Raw genomic sequence first — 21,163 nt, 5'->3', positions numbered from 1 at the left:
CACCGCAACGGCCCGTAGGGGAACGGCAACCACCGTACCCGTACGGGCCGTTGGGCGTGCGTGGAGCGCCGTCCGCGGCGGGTGTGCTCAGCCGATGTGGTAGCTGTCGCCGTACACCTTCCAGTCCAGCGGGGTGTGCAGATCGAGGTTGCCGTCGTTCAGGAACACCCGCTGCTCGGTGTCCACCCGGCTGGTGTCGCTGTGTGCCTGTTCCTGCTTCATCGCCCATACCCGGGCGTCGAGGAAGGCGTTCAGATACGTCTTCTCGTCGCCGCCCTCAGCCGGCGGCTTCGCCTGGGCCAGGGCGCGCTTGCGGATGCCGGAGAAGCCGGTCGGGTCGCTGCCGTCGCCGTGCATCACGATCGCGTCGTAGTACGCGAACTGCCCCAGTACGCCGATCCCGTCGGCCTTCCCCTGCCCGACCGCCGGGTCGAAGTACACCCGGTCCCGCTCGTCGTTCTGCGCCTGCTGGAAATCGGGGTCCTGCGCCGCCTGCTTCCAGTCCTTCGGGTAGTCGGGGTCCAGCCCGTCGTGTGAATCGCTGCCGTCGACCCTGCGCAGTGCCGGCAGGTACTTGGCGAGGACGTTGTCCGGCTTGCGCTGCGTGTACAGCTCGACGAGTTGCAGCATGTCGTGCGTACCGGAGGTGAAGCCGATGATGCCGCCGGTGTAGCCGCGGCCGTCGCCGATGTCTTCTATGTACCCGTACTGGCCCTTCCAGTCCAGTGAGGAGTTCTCCGCACTGGAGACCAGCTGCATGGCGATCTCCTTCTTCGCCGGGTCGTCGAGGCCGGTGCCGGCCCGTACGGCGTGCGGGGCAGTGTGCGCGGGCGCCCGGCCGGCCGGAACGGCCGTGGTGGCGACGGCGGTTGCGGGGACGGCGAGCAGCGCGAGGCCGAACGCGACGCGGATGGCGGTCCTGGGCAGGGCTCTGACTGTCGATCGGGTGCGCATGGAGTCCTCCTGTGCGGAGTTGGCCGTGGGGGGTTCCCCAATCGTTAGGAAGCTTTCCTATCAGACTCGGAAGATGACGTATACCCGTCAAACGAAAGCTCCCGGCCCGCACCGGCAACCGCCAACACACCCATCGGCACGGGCAGTCGGCCGTTCAGGGTGCTCAGTGCGCGTCCGCCGGCCGCCAGACGTACGGGACGGTCACCGCCGCCGCGACCAACCCCACCCGGGCGAGCACCGGCCGGCTGCTCTCCAGCGCGTCCACCTGGACGTAGCGGAACCCGCGCCGCGCGGCCAGCGCTGCCCGCGCCGCCACCAGCGCCCGGTACAGGCCCTGCCCCCGCCAGTTGGGGAGTGTGGAGCCACCCCACAGCGACGCGAACTCGGTCCCCGTGTGGAAGCGCACCCAGCCCGCGCAGATCACCTCACCGGCCAGCGACTCCGCGATCATCACCACGCACGGATCTTCGGCGCCCGACACCCACCTCTCCATGGCATCCGGCAGCCAGTCCCACTCCTCGCCCCACACCGCCTCCGCGAGCTCCCGGATCCGCTCGAAGTCGGCGCGGGCGGTGACCTCGCGCAGCCGCACGCCCTGGGGGAGCCGCGGCACGGCGGCGGCCGTCGCCACCTGTGCCGCCTCCCCGATCATCACCGTCTCCGGCGCCTCGGGGGTGAACCCGGCGGCCCGCAGCCGCTCGGGCAGATCGGCCGGCCGGTCGTGCCCGTGGTACTTCCACTCCACCGGCTGCCCCAGCGCCGCGAAGTGCGCGCGCTGCGCGGCGATGAACGCGTCCAGCTCCGGCCCGTTCAGCCCGCCCAGGTCGCGGTAGAGGATCACTCCGCCCTGCCCCGGCACCGCCCTGCGCAGCACCGGCCCGACGCGCTCGGCCCCTGGCTCACCGGGCGCGAAGCCGCGGCCCCGCACCTGATCGTCGTACGCGGCACGGTATTCGGCCGCCCGGCTGTCGAGGTGATGATTCGTCACCCGCGCCACTCCACCACACCGCACACCGCGCGGCGCGCGTTTCGGGCCAGATCGCCCGGCCCGGGGCGGCGGCGGGACCGCGCCCCGTCCGGGCGGGGCGCTCACCCGAGCAGCCGCCCCACCAGCTCGCGGATTTCCTCGTCCGGCGCGAACCCGCCCTCTGGAAAGGCGAGTTGATGGAGTACCACACCGTCCACGTAGTCCAGCAGCAGCCGCCCGTGCCGCTCGGGCGCCGCCGACCCGCAGCGGCGCGCCCACTCCGTGCTCCACTCCAGCACCGCCTGCCGCCCCCGCCCCAGCGGTGCCCGCAGCTCCGGCCGGCCGGGGGACTCCAGGAACAGCGCGAACCGCGCGGCCGTACGGACCCGCGCCGGCCCGACGGCATGCCGTACGAACGCGGCCAGCGCCGCAGCCAGTTCGCCGTGGTCGGCCGGGGCGACGCCGGCCGTGAACGCCTCCCAGTCGCGCCGCTCCAGGGCCTGGAGGTGGGCCACGATCCCCTCGATCAGCGCCGCCCGATTGCGGAAGTAGTTGGACGTGGTCCCCGTCGGCACCCCCGCGGCACCGTCCACCGCCTGGTATGTCAGCCGCCGGGACCCCTCACCTCCCAGTACCTCGATCGCCGCGTCCAGCACCTGCTCCCGCCGCCCTGCCACGTCCCACCCGCCCTTACCACGCTCTTACTACGTCCATAGTAAGAGCTGCGGTCGGCGCGGCTCGCCGACGGCTCGGGCTCCGTGTCGTACGCCGTCGGCTTTCCCACCGCGCGGGTCGGGGTCGCTTCGCCCCGGGTGCGCGTGGGGGGTCGGAGGGGCTGCCCCGGGGTACTCCCCCAACTACCGCTGGGGGGACCCCCACCCGGCAGAAGGCTGGGGGAGTACTCCGGTGCAGCCCTCCGGCCCCCACCCACCGGACAGAACCCGAAACAAGGCTGGCCCCCTCCGGCCTGAGGGGATCGAGTGCAAGCCGCCGTCCCCATGACCGCGACCACACTCGCACCCTTATGCCCGATATGCTGCATAAGCCCTGAAAGTGAGTCACCGTGCGGCCACGCCCGCCGCCACAGAGAAGGACCCCGCGTGCACCACGAAGCCAACGCGCTGGAGCCCACCGTCGACGCCCTGATGGACGGCCTGTGCGCCGACCTGAAACGCCTCGCCGCCATCCCGTCCATCGCCTTCCCCGGCTTCTCGCCCGAACCGGTCCTCCAGGCCCGCGACCTCGTCGTCGCCCTCCTCAGGGACGCCGGCGTCACCGACATCGGCGAGCTCAACCTCCCCGACACCGCCCCGGTCATCACCGCCACCGTCCCCCCGCCCACCCCCGACGCCCCCACCGTCCTCCTCTACGGCCACTACGACGTCCAGCCGCCCGGCGCCGAACACCTCTGGGACTCCCCGCCGTTCGAGCCCACGGACATCGAGGGCGGCATCCGCGCCCGCGGCATCGCCGACGACAAGGCCAACGTGATGGTGCACATCGGGGCGCTGCGCGCGTTCGGCGGCCGGCCGCCCGTAGGCCTCAAGATCGTCATCGAGGGTCAGGAGGAGTACGGCAGCGCCTTCGACGACTATCCGCCCACCGACCCGGACCTCTTCGCCTGCGACGCGATGATCATCGCCGACACCGGCAGCATCCGGCCCGGCACCCCCACCCTCACCACCGCCCTGCGCGGCGCCGCCGAGGTCTTCGTCGAGGCCCGCACCCTCGGCGCCGCAGTCCACAGCGGCGAGTACGGCGGCGCCGCCCCCGACGCCCTGCTCGTCCTCGTCAAGGCTCTCGCCACCCTCCACGACGTCCACGGCGATGTCGCCGTCGAGGGCCTGCGCCGCGAGCCCTGGTCCGGCACCGCCCTCACCGACGACGAGTTCCGCGAGCTGGCCGGCGTCCCCCGCGGCACCCCCCTCATCGGTTCCGGCGGCCTCGGCGAACGCCTCTGGAGCGGCCCGGCGATCACCGTCGTCGGCCTGGACGCCCCGCCCGTCGACCACGCCGCCTCCGCCGTCGTCCCGCACGCCCGCGCCAGGCTCAACCTCCGCGTGCACCCGCAGCAGGACCCCAAGGAGGCGCAGGCCGCGCTCGTCCGCCATCTGCGCAGCCTGCGCCCCTTCGGCATCCCGCTCACCGTCACCCCGGGCGACACCGGCCCGGGGTACGAGGCCGCCACCGACGGCCCCGCCTACCGCGCCGCCCGCACCGCCCTGCGCCGCGCCTGGGGTGCCGACCCCGTACACACCGCGTCCGGCGGCTCCATCCCGCTGGTCAACGGCCTGGCCAAGGCGGCACCGGGCGCCGAGATCCTGCTCTTCGGCGCGGAGGACAACCTCTGCAACCTCCACGGCCCCAACGAACGCGTCCTGCTGTCGGAACTCCGCGCCGCCCTCCTCGCCGAGGCCGCCTTCTTCACCGAGTACGCCGCCACACACCGTGCGGGCGCCGCCACATGACCCCGCATCAGCCTGACAAAGCATCAACCTGCGCATCGACCTGACGAAACACCCACCGGACACCAGCCGGACAGCCACCGCACAACAGCCGGGCACCGGGCGCCGCTTCGCCTCCCCCTCCCGGCGCCCTCGCCGGCGGACGGCATGACGAAGGGCCGGTACCCACCACCGCACGGGGGTGCGTACCGGCCCTTCGGCCGCTTCGGCGCGTCGGGTGCGACGCGCCGGATCAGCCCAGCAGCTCGTAAGCCGGCAGGGTGAGGAAGTCGGCGTAGTCGGCGTCCAGGGAGACCTTCAGGAGGAGGTCGTGGGCCTGCTGCCACTTGCCGGAGGTGAAGGCCTCTTCGCCCAACTCGGTGCGGATGGCGGCGAGTTCGTCGGCGGCGATCCGGCGGACCAGGTCGGCGGTGACCTTGGTGCCGGCGTGCCCCTCCTCCTGGAAGACGACGCCGGCGTCGACCCACTGCCAGATCTGGGAGCGGGAGATCTCGGCGGTGGCGGCGTCCTCCATCAGGCCGAAGATGGCGACGGCGCCGAGGCCGCGGAGCCAGGCCTCGATGTAGCGGGTGCCGACCTGGACGGCGTCGACCAGGCCCTGGTAAGTGGGCTTGGCTTCCAGGGAGTCGATGGCGATGAGGTCCGCGGCGGCGACCGAGACGTCCTCGCGGAGGCGGTCCTTCTGGTTGGGCCTGTCGCCGAGGACCGCGTCGAAGGAGGCGCGGGCGACCGGCACCAGGTCGGGGTGGGCGACCCAGGAGCCGTCGAAGCCGTCCCCGGCCTCCCGGTCCTTGTCGTTCTTGACCTTGGCGAGGGCCTTCTCGTTGGCCTCGGGGTCGCGGCGGTTGGGGATGAAGGCCGCCATGCCGCCGATGGCGTGGGCGCCGCGCTTGTGGCAGGTGCGGACCAGCAGTTCGGTGTAGGCGCGCATGAACGGCGCCGTCATCGTGACCGCGTTGCGGTCGGGGAGGACGAACTTGGCGCCGCCGTCACGGAAGTTCTTGACGATGGAGAAGAGGTAGTCCCAGCGGCCGGCGTTCAGGCCCGAGGCGTGGTCGCGCAGCTCGTAGAGGATCTCCTCCATCTCGTACGCGGCGGTGATGGTCTCGATCAGGACGGTGGCGCGGATGGTGCCCTGCGGGATGCCGACGTAGTCCTGGGCGAAGACGAAGATCTCGTTCCAGAGGCGGGCCTCCAGGTAGGACTCGGTCTTCGGCAGGTAGAAGTACGGGCCCTTGCCGAGATCCAGCAGGCGCCGCGCGTTGTGGAAGAAGTAGAGGCCGAAGTCGACCAGCGCGCCGGGGACCGGGCGGCCCTCGAACTGGAGGTGGCGCTCCTCCAGGTGCCAGCCGCGGGGCCGCATCACGACGGTGGCGAGCTCCTCGGCCGGCTTGAGCGCGTAGGACTTGCCGGTGCGGGCGTCGGTGAAGTCGATCCGGCGCTCGTAGGCGTCGATCAGGTTGAGCTGGCCGGTGACGACGTTCTCCCAGGTGGGGGCCGAGGCGTCCTCGAAGTCGGCGAGCCAGACCTTGGCGCCGGAGTTGAGCGCGTTGATGGTCATCTTGCGGTCGGTGGGACCGGTGATCTCGACCCGGCGGTCGTTGAGGGCGGCCGGGGCCGCGGCGACCTTCCAGCTGTCGTCGGCGCGGATCTGCGCGGTCTCGGGGAGGAAGTCCAGCGTGCTGGTCCGGGCGATGTCGGCGCGGCGCTCGGCGCGGCGGGCGAGCAGCTCGTCGCGGCGGGGGGTGAACCGCCGGTGCAGCTCGGCGACGAAGGCGAGAGCGGCCTCGGTGAGGACCTCGCCCTGCCGTTCCGGGGTGTGCGCGGGGTCGACTTCGACGATGGCCAGCGGGGACGGCGCTGGTGCGGACATGAGCTGTCACTCCATTCAGCGGCGGTGCCTGACGGCCGCCGGGGCGCCAAGAGGCGGCACGGGGTGCCGCAGGCTCCGAGATACGGTCGCGGGCGCCGTTTGGGTTCAGGGCGCTTCTGACCAGTGGAGACTAGTTTCCTCATCGCGGAACTTCAATGGTTTGTTGATGTCGAGATTCTCCGAGTCGACAGAAGTCGAGATCAAATGGCTCTCGGTGCCACGGCGGTCACGCTCCATGACCGCTGCTGCGGGCGGACGTCCGCAGGTCACACGTCTGATCCGGGTCCGCGGGCGCCGCCGCCCCGCTCGCGCTGTGGCATCCGCCACTTCCCGCGCCGCCCGCTATTCGAGCCGCCGCAGATCCTCCGGCGTGTCGATGTCGTACGCCTCGGCCACGTCCCCGCACTCGACGAGCGTGATCGCCGCGGCGTGCCGCCGGAGATAGTCCCGCGCCCCGCGGTCGCCCTCCGCGCTCGCCGCGATGTCCGCCCACCGCGCGGCGCCGAACAGCGCCGGATGCCCCCGCCTGCCCCCGTACGCCGCCGCGGCCAGCGAGTCCCGGCCCTCGTACGCGGCCACCACCCTGGCCACCGCCGCGGCGCCGATGCCCGGCTGGTCGACCAGTGACACCACCACCGCGTCCGCCCCCGAACCGGCCAGCGCGGCCAGGCCCACCCGGAGCGAGGAGCCCATGCCCTGCGCCCAGTCCGGGTTCACCGAGGTGGTGTACCCCGCCAGATCGGCCCGCTCGCGGACCGCGTCGGCGGCTGCGCCGAGCACGATGTGCACCGGGCCGCAGCCGCCGTCCCGCAGTACCCCCGCGGCATGCTCGACCAGCGGGCGTCCCCTGTGGTCGAGCAGTGCCTTGGGCCGTCCCCCCAGCCGCCGTCCGCCCCCCGCGGCGAGCAGCAGCCCGGCCACCTTCCCCTCGGGCCGTCCGGCCCCCGCCGTCCCCCCGGTGCGGTCGTTCTCCCCTGTATGTGCCATGGGAACTGCTTACCTCATGGCGTCGCGCGGCGTCGCGCGACCGGGGTCAGGCCGCGTCCCCCGACGCCCGCGGGCGCGGAATCCTCGGTCGCAGCCGGTCCCGGAGCTGCTGCGTCCGTTCGTCCACCCGCCGGCGTTCGCTCACGTAGCGGTGTATGTGCTCCTCGGTGATCTCGGACGCATCGGCGAGGCCGTACGCGCGGCAGATGAGCTGTACGACGCTGACGTGACGGGAGTTCGGGCCGGTGTCGGGGCCTGGGTTGGGCTCCATGGCGTTCTCCGATCCAGTGATATGCCGGATATTTCCCCGGAAGGGAGAATGCTCCATCCCGCCGGGCCGTACGCCTGGTACCGGATATGCCCACGCCAACGGGTGCCCGGGGGAACGCACGTGCTGACGCATGATCGGGCCGTGCGCCGGACACGCGCGCGGCGTGCGCGGGCGCGGAGCCGCGCACGACGGCCGGCGGATGGTCAAACCGGACGTGAACGGGCGCTTCGGACGCGGCGCCTGAGCTGCCGGCAGCTTTCCGGACCTGGATGTCGCGGCGCGACCGCGGCCGGATAGGGTGCTGCCCCGGCGCGGACCTGCGCCCGCCGCGCCGACCGCGGCGGGCCCGCCGAATCGGTCGGTCCGCGGGGGCACTTTCGGGGGACGTAGTGGTGAACAGCGCGGGGCCGTCCGGGATCTTCCAGCCGCTGGACGGCGACGACCCGCGGGCGATCGCGGGCTACCGCCTCACGGCGAAGCTCGGCTCGGGCGGGATGGGCAAGGTCTATCTCTCCCACACGCCCGGCGGGCGCCCGGTGGCCATCAAGGTGATCCGGCCCGAATTCAGCGAAGACGCGGAGTTCCGCCGCCGGTTCACACAGGAGGTGCACGCCGCGCAGCGCGTCCAGGGGCTGTTCACCGCCCCGGTCATCGACAGCGACACCGACGGCGCCATCCCCTGGCTCGCCACCGCCTACGTCCCCGGCCCCTCGCTCGCCGCGGCCGTCGCCGAGCACGGCCAACTCCCGGTGTCCACCGTGCTGTTGCTGGTCGCCGGGGTCGCCGAGGCGCTCCAGGTCATCCACCGCGCGGGCATCGTCCACCGCGACCTGAAGCCGTCCAACGTCCTGCTGGCCGCCGACGGCCCGCGTGTCATCGACTTCGGGATCGCCCGCGCCGCCGACGCCCCCTCCCTGACCGGCAGCGGCGTCACCGTCGGCACCCCCACCTTCATGGCGCCCGAACAGGCGGCGGGCACCTCGATCACCCCCGCCGCCGACGTCTTCGCGCTCGGCCAGGTCGCGGCGTACGCGGCCACCGGCACCCCGGCCTTCGGCGGGGGCACCGCGCACGGCGTCCTCTACCGCATCGTCCACGAGGAGCCGGACCTCTCCCGAATACCGGACAGGCTACGGGAGTTGGTGAGCCGCTGCCTGACCAAGGACGTGGCCGGCCGGCCGTCCGTCTCCGAGGTCATCGCACTGTGCGCCGCCGCCTCCGGCCAGACCCAGCTGCGCCGCCCCGAGGACTGGCTCCCCACCGCCGTCGCCGCCGACCTCACCACCCGTGTCGCCGCCCCGGCTCCCCGGCCCACCCCGCCCCCGGAAGCCCCCGAGGCCGGCGTCGCGACCCACCCGGCGCAGCCACCGGCCCCGCCCGCCGCCCCGGTGCCGACCGCGCTGGACCACCCCCGCACCCCGCCGCCCGGCTTCGGCGCGGCGGCGTCCGCCCCGTCCGCCGGCACGTCGGCTCCCCCGCCTCCCAAGAAGAAGCGCAGGAGGTCGGCCGTGGCCCTGGTGCTGGCCGGCGCGCTGGCCGTCGCGGGCGCGGGTGGCGGCGCGGTGTACGTCGTGATGAAGAGCGACGGCCGGACGAAGACCGGCCAGTCCGCCGACCACAAGCCGAAGGCCGCCACCGGAACGCCGACCCCCACCGGCACCGGATCCGACACCCCTCAGCCGCCGCAGGAGGATCCGCAGCCGGTCGACACCGAGGGCATCGAGCTGCCCCACGGTTACTACCTGTCCTTCGCCGACGACCCCGTCACGCCGAAGAACACGCACGCCGAGGAGGCCGACGCCGCGCTCGACGGGAACGACAACTCGGACGGCGGTATCCACGCTCCTGACGAAAAGCTGGTGCTGCTCAAACCAGACCAGCAGGGCACGCTCGACACCTGCCGCAGCGAGACCCGCTTCACCCCGCGCGTGGACATCAGCCTGCTCACCGAGGGCTCGCAGATGTGCGTGACCACCAGCAGCGGCACGATCGCGCTGATCACGTTCCAGGGCAAGTCGGCGGACTCGGACCCGAGCAGCTATGTGACCCTCGACGTCCGGGTCTGGCGCGACGCGGTGGCCCCGCAGCAGGGCTCCTGAGCGCCGGTGATCGGTTTTTTCGCTCTCCGTATGGCGCGGGCAGCGCAGAGTGGCGTTAACTGTGCCGCATCGTGGAACGGCAACGGCCTTGGAGGGCGCCGTCGTTGTGGAACAGCTGCGGAGGGACACACGAGTGACCGGCGTCGGCGGCGACGCGCGGGTCCAGGACCTGCGGGTGGCGGTGGCCCGGCTGCGCCGTCAACTGGCCGTGCTGCCCGGGGAGTTACCGGACCGTGCGGCTGCCGATGACGAGCTGGCCGCACTGGACGCGATGATGAGCCACGGGATGCCGGAGGTGCCGCGGTTGCGCCGCTCACTGCTGCTGATCGCCGGGGCGGTCGGCTCGGTGAGCGCGCTGTCGCCCGCGCTGTCCGAGGTCCGCGAGCGGATCGACCGGTTCGGCGAGCTGCCGAGGGGGCGGTGACCCCGGCAGCTCGCCTTCGTCACGCCGGAGTCTGGTTGGCGAGCGCCACCGACAGCTGCGCCGCGACCTCCTGGAGCACCGGCACGATCTTGTCCGTGGAGGCCTCCGTCACCCGGCCCGTCGGGCCCGAGATGGAGATGGCCGCCGAGGTGGGGGAGTTGGGCACCGGGACCGCGAAGCAGCGGACGCCGATCTCCTGCTCGTTGTCGTCGACCGCGTAGCCGAGCCGGCGGACGTCGGCGAGCGCGTCGAGGAAGCGGTCCGGGTCGGTGATGGTCTTCTCGGTCGCGGCCGGCATGCCCGTACGGCCGAGGAGGGCGCGGACCTCCTCCGGCGGGTGGTTGGCAAGCAGGGCCTTGCCCACGCCCGTGGAGTGCGGCAGCACCCGGCGGCCGACCTCGGTGAACATGCGGACCGCGTGCCGGGACGGGACCTGGGCCACGTAGACGATCTCGTCGCCGTCGAGGAGCGCCATGTTGGCGGTCTCGCCGGTCTCCTCCACCAGGCGGGCCAGGAACGGGCGCGCCCAGGTGCCCAGCAGCCGCGAGGCACTCTCGCCGAGCCGGATCAGGCGCGGTCCGAGGGCGTACCGGCGGTTGGGCTGCTGCCGGACGTAGCCGCAGGCGACGAGCGTGCGCATCAGGCGGTGGATGGTGGGGAGCGGCAGTCCGCTGCTGGTGGAGAGCTCGCTCAGCCCGACCTCGCCCCCCGCGTCGGCCATCCGCTCCAGGAGGTCGAAGGCGCGCTCAAGGGACTGGACGCCGCCGCTGGCGCCTGCGGGCTTGGCTTCGGCGGCGGAGGTGCTGGCGCTGGACGGCGGCACGTCGCGTTCCTTTCGGGGCGGGTCTGATCGGTCTCGGCTCTGGGGCTTGCGGGCGCCGGGCCCGACCGGAGCAGCCTACCGGTCACACCGCGCAGGCACACGGCCTATCGCACAGTCGTTCCCGCCGGTCAGGGCCTGTATGTCCCAAGGTGCCACGTCCTTGCGCAGATCTCTTGACGGTGCCAGTGGCCATAGCTACGTTCTGCTCCGCGAAACCTACTGTCCATTCTGTGGAATCCTCCAAATGGCTGGAGCGTCATGCGCATTCTCGTCATGAACCCGAACACCACGGCTTCCATGACTGCCTCGATCCGTGCGACCGCCACCGCGGTCGCCGCACCGGGTACCGAGATCCTGGCCACCGAGCCCCTGTGGGGCCCCGAGTCGATCGAGGGCCACTTCGAGGGGTACCTCAGCGCCGCCGCCGTCCTGGACCGGCTGGCCACCCTGGACGTGCCCTTCGACGCGCTGGTCATGGCGGGCTTCGGCGAGCCGGGCCGGGAGGGCGCCCAGGAGCTGCTGGACGTCCCCGTCCTGGACATCACCGAGAGCGCCGCCCAGATGGCGATGATGCTGGGGCACGCGTACGGGATCGTCACCACCCTCGACCGCTCCGTGCCGCAGATCCGGGACCGGCTGCTCACCGCGGGGCTGCTCCAGCGCTGCGCCGCCGTACGCGGCACCGGGCTCGGCGTCCTGGAGCTGGAGGAGGACCCCCTGCGCACCGTCGAGGTGATCGTCGAGACGGCGCGCGAGGTGGTCCGGGCCGGGGCCGAGGCGGTCTGCCTCGGGTGCGGCGGGATGGCCGGGCTCCAGGAGAAGGTCTCCGCGGCGCTCGGGGTGCCCGTCGTGGACGGGGTCGCCGCCGCGGTGAAGTTCGCGGAGGCGGTCGTCGGCCTCGGGCTCACCACCAGCACGGGGCGCAGCTTCGCGCCGCCGCGCCCGAAGGTCATCGGCTCCTGGCCGCTGAGCAGCCACCTCGCCCGTGACGCCGCGTTCTCGCAGGACACCGCACGGCACACCGAATTTTCCGGACAGACATCAGGCATCTGACAACTGGCAGCTGACATCCAGGATCCACCCGATCTGCCTGGGAGGACACATGAGCACACCCCCGCAGCACCGCCCGGCGGCGCCGGACCCGCGGCTCTTCAACGAGGACCTCGCGCCCGCCCTCGAACGCAAATGGGGCACCTACAGCGTCTTCGCGCTGTGGATGTCCGACACCCACGCGATCAGCAACTACGCCTTCGCCGCCAGCCTCTTCGTGCTCGGCCTGCCGGCCTGGCAGGTGTTCCTCGCGCTGCTGTCCGGCATCACGATCGTGTACTGGCTGATGAACCGGATGGGGCACGCTGGGCACCGGACCGGCGTCCCCTACCCCGTGCTCGCCCGCGCCAGCTGGGGCGTCTACGGGGCGAACGTCCCGGCCCTGCTGCGGGCGGTGATGGCCGTGGCCTGGTACGGCATCCAGACCTGGCTGGCGTCCACCGCCGTGGTGCTGCTGACGCTCCAGATCGCGCCCGGCCTGGACGCCTACCACCACAACTCGGTGCTGGGCCTGTCCACCCTCGGCTGGATCGCGTTCATGGTGATGTGGGGGCTCCAGGCCGTGCTGCTGACCCGGGGCATGGAGTTCATCCGCAAGGTGCAGGACTTCGCGACCGGGCCGGTGGTCTGGCTCGTCGTCCTCGCGCTCGCGGTCTACCTGGTCGTCAAGGCGCACGGCGACATCTCGCTGACCCGCAGTCTCACCGGCCTCGGCGGCGCCGCGCAGGCCCGGCAGAGCCTGATCGCGGTCAGCCTGACCGTGGCCACCTTCCTGACCCTCGTCCTCAACTACGCGGACTTCGCCCGCTTCACGCCCGACCACCGCTCCTACCGGCGGGGCAACCTGATCGGCCTGCCGGTGAACTTCACCGCCTTCGCCGTGGTCGCCGTCCTGGTCACCGCGGGCACCATCTCGGTCTTCGGCGAGGCGATCTACGACCCGGTGAAGGTGATCCAGAAGATCGACAACCCGGTGGTCACCGTCATCGGCGCGCTCGCCTTCATCATCGCCACCATCGGCATCAACGTCGTGGCCAACTTCGTCTCGCCCGCCTACGACTTCGCCAACCTGGCGCCGAAGCACCTGGACTTCAAGCGCGGCGGCATGATCACCGCGGTGCTGGCCATCCTGGTCATGCCCTGGAAGCTGTACTCCTCGGCGCTGGTGATCCAGTACTTCCTGGGGGCGTTGGGGGCCTTCCTCGGCCCGCTGGTGGCGATCCTGCTCGTCGACTACTACCTGGTACGGCGCGGCCGGATCGATGTCGACGCGCTGTTTTCGGCCGATGCCGAGGGGGCGTACTTCTACCGCCGGGGCTACAACCCGAAGGCCGTGATCGCCTTCCTGCCGGCCGCCGCGGTCGCCGCTTCGCTGGCGCTGATACCGGCCTTCGGTGCGGTGGCGCCGTTCTCCTGGATCTTCGGGATGGCGCTCTCCGGGCTGCTCTACGTCCTGGTCTCCGGCCGCTCCCGGGCCGCCGCGGAAGCTGGTCCGATCCCGCAGGGGATCATTCCGTCGCAGGTCAGGGGCGGGATCGAGGAGGCGGCGCAGCGGCCGGAGCGGACCGGTGCCGGTGCCGCTCCGGCGGTCGTGAAGGGGTCTTGACGGGCCGGGGTGCGAAGTGAAGACTCATTCAACAGACTGTTGAATTGCGTATGTCGAGCGACGGATCCGTCATGAGGGGACGCGCGTCAGGGGCCGCACGGCCCCCGGCGGGCGCGCCCCTCGGCCGTCGGCCCGCGACCATTGAAGAGAACGATACGAGGAGGTACTGGGTGTCCGAAACAGAGCTGGTGCTGCGCTCCACGCGCGTCGTCACCCCCGAGGGGACCCGCGCCGCGACGGTCACCGTCAGGGACGGGAAGATCGCGGCCGTACTGCCGCACGACGCCGAGGCCCCGGCTGGAGCACGGGTCGAGGACTTCGGGGACGATGTCCTGCTGCCCGGCCTCGTGGACACCCACGTACACGTCAACGACCCGGGCCGCACGGAGTGGGAGGGCTTCTGGACCGCCACCCGCGCCGCCGCGGCCGGCGGTATCACCACGCTCGTGGACATGCCGCTCAACAGCCTCCCGCCGACCACCACCACCGCCCACCTCGACACCAAGCGCGAGGTCGCCCGCGGCAAGGCCCATATCGACGTCGGCTTCTGGGGCGGCGCCATCCCCGGCAACGTCAAGGACCTGCGCCCGCTGCACGAGGCGGGGGTGTTCGGCTTCAAGTGCTTCCTGTCGCCGTCCGGCGTCGAGGAGTTCCCCGAGGTCGACCAGGAGCAGCTGGCCGCCGCGCTCGGCGAGATCGCCGGCTTCGACGGACTGCTGATCGTGCACGCCGAGGACCCCGGCCACCTGGAGGCGGCCCCCGAGGCGCACGGCCCCAGGTACGCCGACTTCCTCGCCTCCCGCCCCCGGGTCTCCGAGAACGACGCCATCGCCGGACTGATCGCCCTCGCCAAGCGGCGCAGCGCCCGGGTGCACGTCCTGCACCTGTCCTCCGCCGACGCACTGCCGCTGATCGCCGCCGCCAAGGCCGAAGGCGTCCGGATCACCGTCGAGTCCTGCCCGCACTTCCTGACCCTGACCGCCGAGGAAATCCCGGACGGCGCCACGGAGTTCAAGTGCTGCCCGCCGATCCGCGAGGCCGGCAACCAGGACGCGCTGTGGGCCGGCCTGGCCGACGGCACCATCGACTGCATCGTCTCCGACCACTCGCCCTCCACCGCCGACCTCAAGTCCGGCGACTTCGGCACCGCCTGGGGCGGTATCTCCTCCCTCCAGCTCGGCCTGCCCGCCATCTGGACCGCCGCCCGCGAGCGCGGCCACACCCTGGAGGACGTGGTCCGCTGGATGTCCGCCGCCCCGGCGGAACTGGTCGGCCTCCACCACAAGGGCGCCATCGAGCCCGGCCGGGACGCCGACTTCGCGGTCCTGGCCCCCGACGAGACCTTCACCGTCGACCCGCAGGCCCTCCAGCACCGCAACAAGATCACCGCCTACGCGGGCCGGACCCTCTACGGCGTCGTCCGGTCCACCTGGCTGCGCGGCCGGCGGATCAACGACGGCACCACCCTCGCCGAACCCGCCGGCGAACTCCTCGAAAGGCCGCGCGCATGACGACCGGCGACATACCCCGCTACACTGGCGACGCCGGCCCCTACGGAGGCGGCGACCCGTACGCCGACTACCGCACCCCGGGACCGGCCGGCTTCCCCTTCGCCCACCTCCCCGACCTCGCCGACCGGCGGCTCGGCGCGGGCGTGCTCGCCGCCAACGACGAGTTCTTCGCCGAACGGGAGAACCTCCTGAAGCCCGAGGCCGCCCACTTCGACCCCGAGGCGTTCGGCCACAAGGGCAAGATCATGGACGGCTGGGAGACCCGGCGCCGCCGCGGCACCGACGGGGACCACCCGTTCCCCGCCGAGGAGGACCACGACTGGGCGCTGATCCGCCTCGGCGCGCCCGGCGTGATCCACGGCATCGTCGTCGACACCGCCCACTTCCGCGGCAACTACCCGCAGTCCGTCAGCATCGAGGGCACCTGCGTCGAGGGCTCGCCCTCACCGGCCGAACTCCTCGCCGACGACGTCGAGTGGACCCCGCTCGTCCCGCGCACCGCCATCGGCGGGCACGCCGCCAACGGCTTCGCCGTCGACGCCGCCCGGCGCTTCACCCACCTGCGCCTCAACCAGCACCCCGACGGCGGGATCGCCCGCCTCCGGGTGCACGGCGAGGTCGTCCCGGCACCCCGCTGGCTGGCCGCGCTGGGCACCTTCGACCTCGCCGCGCTGGAGAACGGCGGCCAGGTCGAGGACGCCTCGGACCGCTTCTACTCCTCGCCGACCAACACCATCCAGCCGGGCCGGTCCCGCAAGATGGACGACGGCTGGGAGACCCGGCGCCGCCGCGGCTCCGGAAACGACTGGGTCCGCTACCGCCTCACCGAGCAGTCCGTGATCCGCGCCGTGGAGATCGACACCGGCTATCTCAAGGGCAACTCCGCCGGCTGGGCGGCCCTGTCCGGGCGCGACGGCGAGAGCGGCGACTGGACCGAACTGCTGCCCCGCACCCGGCTCCAGCCCGACACCGTCCACCGCTTCCTGCTGCACGACGCACCCGCGGTGACCCACGTACGGATCGACATCTTCCCGGACGGCGGGATCGCCCGGCTCCGGCTGCACGGCTCCCTCACCCCGGAGGGGACCGCGCGCCTGGAGGCCCGGCACCGGGAACCGGGCCGCTGACGCACCGGCGGGCGGGCACCCCTGACGGATGATCAGGGAAGCCCGCCCGTTCCCGGGGCCCGTCCGCCGCAGCCGTCGTCGCCCGGCGAACGGATCACTCGTCGACCGAGTTCCAGAACATCACCTCGTACGCCTGAAGGAGCCGCCCGTAGCGGTGGGCCGCCGCCGGCCGGGCCTGGCCGGTGTCGATGCCGTGCTGCACCGCCGCGCGGGCCCGCGCGGCCAGCTCCGGCGAGGGCTCGGCGAAGAGCGCGAAGAACCCGCGGGCCGCTTCGGGAAAGTCGTAGTGCTCCTGCATCGCGGTGTGGACCGTCGCGCAATATCCGCTCCACGCCGCGAAGTTGGCGGTGATCGCGATGGCGGCGTCGGCCGGCTCGGCGCTCAGTGCGAGGCGCGCCGCGTAGGAGGGGAACGCCTGGCAGCCGGGGCGCGGCTGGTACGCGGCGAGGTCCCGGCCGGTCAGCTCGCAGGCGTCCGCCAGCGCTGCCAGCTGCTCCAGGGCCAGCCCCTCCCCGTGCGCGAGCAGATCGAAGAAGTCGGCCATCGGCGGATCGCCGTCCGCCCGGCGCGCCAGATGCTGGAAGCTGATCCGGTCGGCGTCGATGATCTGGTGCTGCTCCAGGGCGAAGGTGGTGAACACCGAGCGCGGCGCCTCGCCGGTGGCGATACGGCGGACGAGCCGGTTGGCGTCGGGTGCCGGGGCGAGCGCGCGCACCGCGTCGTCGATGACGGCGGCTGCACTCGGCCGGCGGGCGGCGGGTCGGGCCATACGGATCTCCTCCGGTGGGGGCGCGAGGCGGGTGGCCGGGGCCTCAGATTAGGCCCCGGCCACCCCTCCGGTGCGGAGGACGCCCGCCCTGGTCAGCGCGGAATCACCTCATCGCCGCCCGGCTGCCCGGCCCGCCCGGCGGACGTGCGGTCAGCCCGTCCGCGCCGCCCGGGACGCGCCGTGCCCGGCCAGTGCGTCCGCGACGAAGGTGTCCAGCACCCCGTCGCCGACCACCACCGGGATCCGCTTGCCCTTCATGTCGACATAGACGTACGACTTCGCCGTCTTGACCAACTCGGGGATCCGCTGTCGCAGTTGCCGGGCCGTGGCGGTGTCGCCCGCCCGGTCCGCCTCGATCAGTCGGAGCGCGTCGCGGGCCGCGTCCCCCCAGGCCCGGGTGGCGTCCAGCCACGGCTTGCTCTCCCGGACGAACGCCCGGGAGTCGAGCCGGTCGCGCAGCACGGCCGGCGCGTTCCGGAGGTCGCGCAGCACCCCGTCCAGCCGCCCGGCCCGGCCGTCCTCCCTGAACCGGTCGATGGCGGCGGCCAGTTCGGGCGCCTGATGCGGATTGATGGCCGAGGTGTAGTTGACGTCCGCGAAGGCGTGCAGCGCCCTCTCCGCACGGGCGTCGCCGCCGGCCAGCTCCCGGATCGCATCCCGCCAGGACGCCCGCGCGTCGTACGCCCGGTCGTTCCACACGTAGTCGGCCACGGTGTGCAGCGCGAGCTCGGACGCGGCGGGCTGGATCATCGGGTTCGCGGTGATCCCGGCCAGCCGCCCCGGGACCCCCGGCGCCCGCCCGTTGAACGGCCCGAGCATCAGCCGCTTGCTCACGTAGTCGTTGACCGGGTAGTTGTCCCAGAGCAGGATCCGGTGCCCGAAGAGGTCCCGGGCCTGCCGCGCCTGCGCGACGCTGATGGTCGGCGCGATGACGCCCACGCCCGTCCACTCCACCAGCACGTTCCGGTCCAGCCGGGTCGCCAGCGCCTTCTTGTACGGCGACGCCTTCAGGTCGGCGTACTCGGTCGGCACCATCTGGAGCGGCTGCGCTCCCCGATGCCGGGCGATGAACTCCCGGTTGACCCGGTTCAGCAGCTGCGACTGCGCGGCCCCGGCCGCCCCGCCGCCGGTCCCGAACCTCGCCTTGTCGGCGGCGCAGTTCCACTTGGTGTAGCTGATGTCGTCCAGCGGCACCGCGAAGGTCCGTACGCCGATGTCCCACAGCGTCCCGAACTTGGCGGTCAGCGCCTCGACGTCGGCGTCCGAGCTGTAGCAGACGGACAGGCCGGGGGAGAGCGCGTAGGTGAACTCCACGTGCCGCGCCCGCGCCCGGTCCACCAGCTCCTTGATCTGCGCCAGCCGGCCTGCGGGGTAGCGGTCGCGCCACTTCTCCCGGAGGTAGGCGTCGTCCTTGGGGGAGTAGACGTAGATGTTCATCTTGTGCTCGGCGGAGAAGTCGAGCTGGTCGAGGCGGGCCTGATGGGACCACGGGGTCCCGTAGAAGCCCTCGATGACACCGCGCAGCGGGGTCGCCGGCCAGTCCCGAACGGCGGTGCCGCGTACACGGGCGCCGGGCCGGTCGCTGTGCGGCAGCAGCTGACGCAGCGTCTGGGCGGCGTAGTACGTGCCGGTGGCGTCCTTGCCGGCCAGCGCGATCCGGCCGGCGCCGATGGCCAGCGCGTACCCGTCGGCCGGCAGCCCGCCGGCGCCCCCGGCGTCCAGCTCCCGCAGCGTCCGGGCCGCACCCGCCCCGTCCACGTAGACGGTCAGCTGCCCGTCCCGGGACGTCGCCCTCCCGGCCCGTACGACGTGCCGGGCGCCGGCGTCCTTCAGCGTCCTGGTGACCAGCGCCAGCGCCGGGGCGTCGGTTCCCGGTCCGGCGACGACGGTCACGGAGCGGGTGATGGTGACGTGATCGGAGCGGTCGTGGACGGACTGCGGGGTGGGGGAGACGGAGGCGGCGGCTCCGGGGCTGTCCCCGGCGTCGGCGATCCGGGCCGCAGCGGCGCCCGATGACCCGGACATGCCCGCCAGGGGGATCACGGCGAGGGCCACGGCGAGCGCGGTGGCAGCCGTGGTGCGCGTACGGTGCATCCTTCGGTCCTCCTCGGTGCAGCGAGGTTCAGGGACGAGTCTGGTGCGTGCGTCGCGCCGGGGTGCGCTGCCGGTCGCGCGTCGGACACGGTGGCAGCAGGGTCACCCGATCGCCGGGACGGGGCAAGGGGGCGTACTCCGTGGAGCGGCGCGCCCTGGGGCCGTCCGGCCCTGACCCACCGGACAGGCCCCGGCTAGCGGGACTTGGCGATGATCACCAGCAGACTCATGAAGGCCAGCAGCACATGGGTGGCGACGACATAGACGAAGACCCGCACGTACAGCCCGCGCGGTGGCTTGTTCTCGACGTACTTCGGTGAGGCGGGTGGCTCGGGAGTCGAGGGGAGAGGGGAAACGGGGGTGGAGTTTTCGGGCACGGCGAACGGACCTTCCCTTCCGGAACGGTGAACGGCGGACGGTGCGGGCTCAGACCCCGCGGTGTGACGGCGGCCCGTCGCCCAGGCACAGCCCGGCGGCGCCGCTCTGGAGCAGCGTGTGCACGAACAGCAGCTCCGTACCGCCGCGGGTCGCGGCGGCGATCCGGTGCGGGGTCAGCGAGTCGAAGTGCGCGGCGTCGCCCGGGTCCAGCACGTGCACCGCCTCGCCGAGGGTCAGCCGCAGCCGTCCCGAGAGGACGTACAGCCACTCCTCGCCGGGGTGCACCCGCACCAGCTCGCGCTGCGCCCGGTACGGCACCCGGACCCGCAGCGACTGCATCGCGCGCCCGGCGCCGCCGACGGTCCAGTACGTCCAGCCGCCGGCCTCCGACGGCTCGGCCCGCCCGGCCCGCACGATGGGGTCGTGCTCGGGCGCGGTCTCGCCGAGCAGGTCGGATACCGTGGTGCCGTACGTACGGGCCAGTGCCAGCAGCATCGGCAGCGACGGCTGCCGCTGACCGGTCTCCAGTCGGGACAGGTGCGCCGGCGAGAGCCCCACCCGCCGGGCCGCGGCCTCCAGCGTCAGCCCGCCGCGTCGTCGCAGGTCACGAAGGCGGGGGGCGACGGTGGCGAGCTCCTCCGGAGGGGCTCCGGAGGGCTCGTCGGGGAGCTCGGTCATGGCTCCGGTATAGCCAGCCCTCACCTCAGAGGCAAAAGATTTGCCTCTGAGGCAACGAGCCGGCCGAAGGGTCCGTGGCCGTTACGCGGCGTCCTGGGGGTACCAGCGGAGTTCGACGGTGTTGCCGTCGGGGTCGGACACGTAGATCGACTGCGCCTCGCCGCGTGCCCCGTACCGGCCGACCGGGCCCTCCAGCACCGTGAAGCGGCCCGAGTCGATGACCTGCTGCCAGTCCAGTGGGTCGACGACCAGACAGATGTGGTCGACGTTGGACCCGGTGCGGGGGCCGGTGACCAGGTCGATGATGGTGGACGGGGTCACCCGCACCGAGGGGAACGGCGCCTCGCCCGCCCGCCATTCGTCGACCCGGACCGGCTCCAGGCCGAGGGGGCCGCAGTAGAAGGCCAGCGAGCGCTCGATGTCCTCCACGGTGAGCACCAGGTGGTCGAAGTCTTTGACGTGCATGAGGCGGCCCTCCAGGGGGTGTCGGAAAACGGAACTCGTGACCGGTCAAGGGGAACACGCGGCCGGTGAAACGGAACAATTGGGGTTTCCTCGGGGTGTCCCTGTGAACTCCCGGGAAACTTAAGCTCCTTGGGATTGACAGGGGCATGTCTACGCGCGTCATTCTGGACGGCATGAGAATCCCCCCACGGATTACGAAGATCGGCGCCGCGGGCGCCCTCGCATCGGCCCTGCTCATCGGCGGGACCGCGGTCGCCGCGACGCCGGCCGTCGCCACGACCCATGTGGCCACGGCCCACGTCAGGACCGTCCACGCCAACGACGTGGGCAGTGTCTGCTATTCCCAGCTCCCCTCCCAGGCCCACGACACCCTGTCGCTGATCGACCAGGGCGGCCCGTTCCCGTACCCGGGGAAGGACGGGTCGGTCTTCACCAACACCGAAGGCGTCCTCCCGGCCCAGAGCGCGTCGGACTACTACCACGAGTACACCGTCATCACTCCGGGCGCGCCCACTCGCGGTGCCCGGCGCATCGTGACCGGTGAGCAGCCGCAGGAGGACTACTACACCGCCGACCACTACAAGACCTTCAACCTCGTCGACCGCAGCTGCTGATACGCAGC

The 21,163-nt window shown here is 72.5% G+C and carries 20 protein-coding genes; 8 read left to right on the top strand and 12 right to left on the bottom strand.

Translation table 11 applies throughout. The annotated features are described in order from the left end of the window. Positions 1-87 precede the first annotated feature (87 nt). The 3 genes from IEZ17_RS25835 to IEZ17_RS25825 form a co-directional block, all read right to left on the bottom strand. Positions 88-954 (bottom strand): chitosanase, encoded by an 867-nt coding sequence (locus tag IEZ17_RS25835; protein ID WP_189304051.1) that lies wholly within the window; start codon positions 952-954, stop codon positions 88-90. A 163-nt stretch (positions 955-1,117) separates the two neighbouring features. Next, positions 1,118-1,942: a GNAT family N-acetyltransferase gene (locus IEZ17_RS25830; RefSeq protein WP_189304049.1), complete on the bottom strand. Its 825-nt coding sequence runs from the start codon at positions 1,940-1,942 to the stop codon at positions 1,118-1,120. Between the two features lie 101 nt (positions 1,943-2,043). Beyond that, positions 2,044-2,598 carry a TetR/AcrR family transcriptional regulator gene (locus IEZ17_RS25825; RefSeq protein WP_189304047.1) on the bottom strand — a complete coding sequence of 185 codons (555 nt, stop codon included), beginning with the start codon at positions 2,596-2,598 and terminating at the stop codon, positions 2,044-2,046. 423 nt (positions 2,599-3,021) lie between these two features. Here IEZ17_RS25825 and IEZ17_RS25820 point away from each other — a divergent pair, with 423 nt between their 5' ends. Then, a complete protein-coding gene (locus IEZ17_RS25820) occupies positions 3,022-4,389 on the top strand; it encodes a M20/M25/M40 family metallo-hydrolase (RefSeq protein ID WP_268249847.1) in 1,368 nt (455 codons plus the stop codon). Positions 4,390-4,618: 229 nt separating this feature from the next. Here IEZ17_RS25820 and aceB read toward each other — a convergent pair whose 3' ends face one another. The 3 genes from aceB to IEZ17_RS25805 form a co-directional block, all read right to left on the bottom strand. Beyond that, positions 4,619-6,259 (bottom strand): malate synthase A, encoded by a 1,641-nt coding sequence (gene aceB / locus IEZ17_RS25815; protein ID WP_189304043.1) that lies wholly within the window; start codon positions 6,257-6,259, stop codon positions 4,619-4,621. A gap of 342 nt (positions 6,260-6,601) precedes the next feature. Next, the gene (locus tag IEZ17_RS25810) at positions 6,602-7,180 is read right to left on the bottom strand and encodes a nucleotidyltransferase family protein (RefSeq protein WP_229852632.1); all 579 of its coding nucleotides are present in this window, start codon (positions 7,178-7,180) and stop codon (positions 6,602-6,604) included. A 112-nt stretch (positions 7,181-7,292) separates the two neighbouring features. Then, complete coding sequence (locus IEZ17_RS25805) at positions 7,293-7,517, bottom strand: hypothetical protein (RefSeq protein WP_189304039.1); 225 nt, start codon at positions 7,515-7,517, stop codon at positions 7,293-7,295. Between the two features lie 389 nt (positions 7,518-7,906). On the opposite strand from IEZ17_RS25805, the gene IEZ17_RS25800 reads away from it, so the two are divergent. After that, a complete protein-coding gene (locus IEZ17_RS25800) occupies positions 7,907-9,616 on the top strand; it encodes a serine/threonine-protein kinase (protein WP_229852626.1) in 1,710 nt (569 codons plus the stop codon). A gap of 133 nt (positions 9,617-9,749) precedes the next feature. After that, positions 9,750-10,040 carry a DUF5955 family protein gene (locus IEZ17_RS25795; protein WP_189304035.1) on the top strand — a complete coding sequence of 97 codons (291 nt, stop codon included), beginning with the start codon at positions 9,750-9,752 and terminating at the stop codon, positions 10,038-10,040. Positions 10,041-10,059: 19 nt separating this feature from the next. Here IEZ17_RS25795 and IEZ17_RS25790 read toward each other — a convergent pair whose 3' ends face one another. Continuing rightward, complete coding sequence (locus IEZ17_RS25790; protein ID WP_189304033.1) at positions 10,060-10,863, bottom strand: IclR family transcriptional regulator; 804 nt, start codon at positions 10,861-10,863, stop codon at positions 10,060-10,062. Positions 10,864-11,121: 258 nt separating this feature from the next. On the opposite strand from IEZ17_RS25790, the gene IEZ17_RS25785 reads away from it, so the two are divergent. The 4 genes from IEZ17_RS25785 to alc all read left to right on the top strand — a co-directional run bounded on the left by IEZ17_RS25785 (position 11,122) and on the right by alc (position 16,157). Further along, on the top strand, positions 11,122-11,916 hold the full coding sequence (locus IEZ17_RS25785; protein WP_189304031.1) for an aspartate/glutamate racemase family protein: 795 nt from the start codon (positions 11,122-11,124) through the stop codon (positions 11,914-11,916). 49 nt (positions 11,917-11,965) lie between these two features. Continuing rightward, entirely contained in the window at positions 11,966-13,519 is a 1,554-nt protein-coding gene (locus IEZ17_RS25780) for an NCS1 family nucleobase:cation symporter-1 (protein WP_229852624.1), read from the top strand. A gap of 170 nt (positions 13,520-13,689) precedes the next feature. After that, entirely contained in the window at positions 13,690-15,030 is a 1,341-nt protein-coding gene (allB, locus tag IEZ17_RS25775; RefSeq protein WP_189304028.1) for an allantoinase AllB, read from the top strand. Then, positions 15,027-16,157 (top strand): allantoicase, encoded by a 1,131-nt coding sequence (gene alc, locus IEZ17_RS25770; protein ID WP_189304027.1) that lies wholly within the window; start codon positions 15,027-15,029, stop codon positions 16,155-16,157. Before allB ends, alc begins: the two co-directional genes overlap by 4 nt. Positions 16,158-16,251: 94 nt before the next feature. On the opposite strand, the gene IEZ17_RS25765 is transcribed toward alc, so the two are convergent. The 5 genes from IEZ17_RS25765 to IEZ17_RS25745 all read right to left on the bottom strand — a co-directional run bounded on the left by IEZ17_RS25765 (position 16,252) and on the right by IEZ17_RS25745 (position 20,541). Next, entirely contained in the window at positions 16,252-16,926 is a 675-nt protein-coding gene (locus IEZ17_RS25765) for a thiaminase II/PqqC family protein (protein WP_189304025.1), read from the bottom strand. 150 nt (positions 16,927-17,076) lie between these two features. Beyond that, positions 17,077-19,020 (bottom strand): glycoside hydrolase family 84 protein, encoded by a 1,944-nt coding sequence (locus tag IEZ17_RS25760; RefSeq protein WP_189304023.1) that lies wholly within the window; start codon positions 19,018-19,020, stop codon positions 17,077-17,079. Positions 19,021-19,214: 194 nt separating this feature from the next. After that, positions 19,215-19,397: a DUF6126 family protein gene (locus IEZ17_RS25755; protein WP_189304021.1), complete on the bottom strand. Its 183-nt coding sequence runs from the start codon at positions 19,395-19,397 to the stop codon at positions 19,215-19,217. A gap of 49 nt (positions 19,398-19,446) precedes the next feature. Further along, on the bottom strand, positions 19,447-20,076 hold the full coding sequence (locus IEZ17_RS25750) for a helix-turn-helix domain-containing protein (protein ID WP_189304019.1): 630 nt from the start codon (positions 20,074-20,076) through the stop codon (positions 19,447-19,449). A gap of 81 nt (positions 20,077-20,157) precedes the next feature. After that, on the bottom strand, positions 20,158-20,541 hold the full coding sequence (locus IEZ17_RS25745; protein ID WP_189304017.1) for a VOC family protein: 384 nt from the start codon (positions 20,539-20,541) through the stop codon (positions 20,158-20,160). A 173-nt stretch (positions 20,542-20,714) separates the two neighbouring features. Here IEZ17_RS25745 and IEZ17_RS25740 point away from each other — a divergent pair, with 173 nt between their 5' ends. After that, the gene (locus tag IEZ17_RS25740) at positions 20,715-21,155 is read left to right on the top strand and encodes a guanyl-specific ribonuclease (protein ID WP_189304015.1); all 441 of its coding nucleotides are present in this window, start codon (positions 20,715-20,717) and stop codon (positions 21,153-21,155) included. Positions 21,156-21,163 lie beyond the last annotated feature (8 nt).

Source organism: Streptomyces albospinus (assembly GCF_014648695.1).
GTDB classification, from domain to species: Bacteria; Actinomycetota; Actinomycetes; order Streptomycetales; family Streptomycetaceae; genus Streptomyces; species Streptomyces albospinus.
This window is presented reverse-complemented; position numbering and strand designations above follow the sequence as displayed.